This is a genomic window from Spirillospora sp. NPDC048824 (assembly GCF_043198455.1).
Taxonomy (GTDB): domain Bacteria; phylum Actinomycetota; class Actinomycetes; order Streptosporangiales; family Streptosporangiaceae; genus Spirillospora.
The window spans coordinates 1-1,339 of the sequence record NZ_JBICUS010000067.1 but is presented as its reverse complement, the minus strand read 5'-3'; the positions used below and the strand labels follow the sequence as shown (position 1 = coordinate 1,339).

Sequence of the window (1,339 nt, the reverse complement as noted above, 5' to 3'; positions counted from 1 at the left end):
GATCTCGCGGGTGAAGGCGAGGACGGAGGGGTTGGAGGCGGAGAGTTCGACGTAGGAGCCGACGCCGAAGACGGGGTGGCGTTGGCGGATCTCGATCATTTTGCGGGTCCAGTGCAGGAGTGATCCGGGGTTGTTGGCCTGTGCTTCGACGTTGACGGCTTGGTAGCCGTAGATGGGGTCCATGATGACGGGGAGGTAGAGGCGGGCGGGGTCGCATTTGGAGAAGCCGGCGTTGCGGTCGGGGGTCCATTGCATGGGGGTGCGGACGGCGTCGCGGTCGCCGAGCCAGATGTTGTCGCCCATGCCGATTTCGTCGCCGTAGTACAGGACGGGGGAGCCGGGGAGGGAGAGGAGGAGGGCGGTGAAGAGTTCGAGTTGGTTGCGGTCGTTGTCCAGGAGGGGTGCGAGGCGGCGGCGGATGCCGATGTTGGCTTTCATGCGGGGGTCTTTGGCGTATTCGGTGTACATGTAGTCGCGTTCTTCGTCGGTGACCATCTCCAGGGTGAGTTCGTCGTGGTTGCGGAGGAAGATGCCCCATTGGCAGGATTCGGGGATTTTGGGGGTTTGGGCCATGATTTCGGAGATGGGGTAGCGCTGTTCGCGGCGGACGGCCATGAAGATGCGGGGCATGACGGGGAAGTGGAAGGCCATGTGGCATTCGTCGCCGCCGGCGGCGGGGTCGCCGAAGTATTCGACGACGTCGGCGGGCCATTGGTTGGCTTCGGCGAGCAGGACGCGGTCGGGGTAGAGGCGGTCGACTTCGGCGCGGACGCGTTTGAGGTAGGTGTGGGTTTCGGGGAGGTTTTCGCAGTTGGTGCCTTCGCGGGCGTACAGGTAGGGGACGGCGTCGAGGCGGAACCCGTCGATGCCCAGGTCGAGCCAGAAGCGCAGGTTTTCGAGCATGGCGTCTTGGACGTGGGGGTTGTCGTAGTTGAGGTCGGGTTGGTGGGAGAAGAAGCGGTGCCAGTAGTACTGGCCGCGGGTGGGGTCGTAGGTCCAGTTGGAGGATTCGGTGTCGATGAAGATGATGCGGGCGTCGGGGTAGCCGGTGTCGTCGTCGGCCCATACGTAGAAGTCGCCGAAGGGGCCGTCGGGGTCGGTGCGGGAGGATTGGAACCAGGGGTGGGCGTCGGAGGTGTGGTTCATGACCAGGTCGGCGATGACGCGGATGCCGCGGGCGTGGGCTTGTTCGATGAGTTCGACGAAGTCGCCGAGTTCGCCGAAGTCGGGGAGGATGCGGGTGTATTCGGCGATGTCGTAGCCGCCGTCGCGCAGGGGTGACTGGTAGATGGGCAGGAGCCACAGGCAGTCCACGCCGAGCCATTGCAGGTGGTCGAGT

1 protein-coding gene is annotated in these 1,339 nt (G+C 64.6%); it reads right to left on the bottom strand.

The genetic code is table 11. The features are described from left to right. A partial coding sequence (treS, locus tag ACGFIS_RS37535; protein WP_392974027.1) for a maltose alpha-D-glucosyltransferase occupies positions 1–1,339 on the bottom strand: 1,339 nt, incomplete at both ends.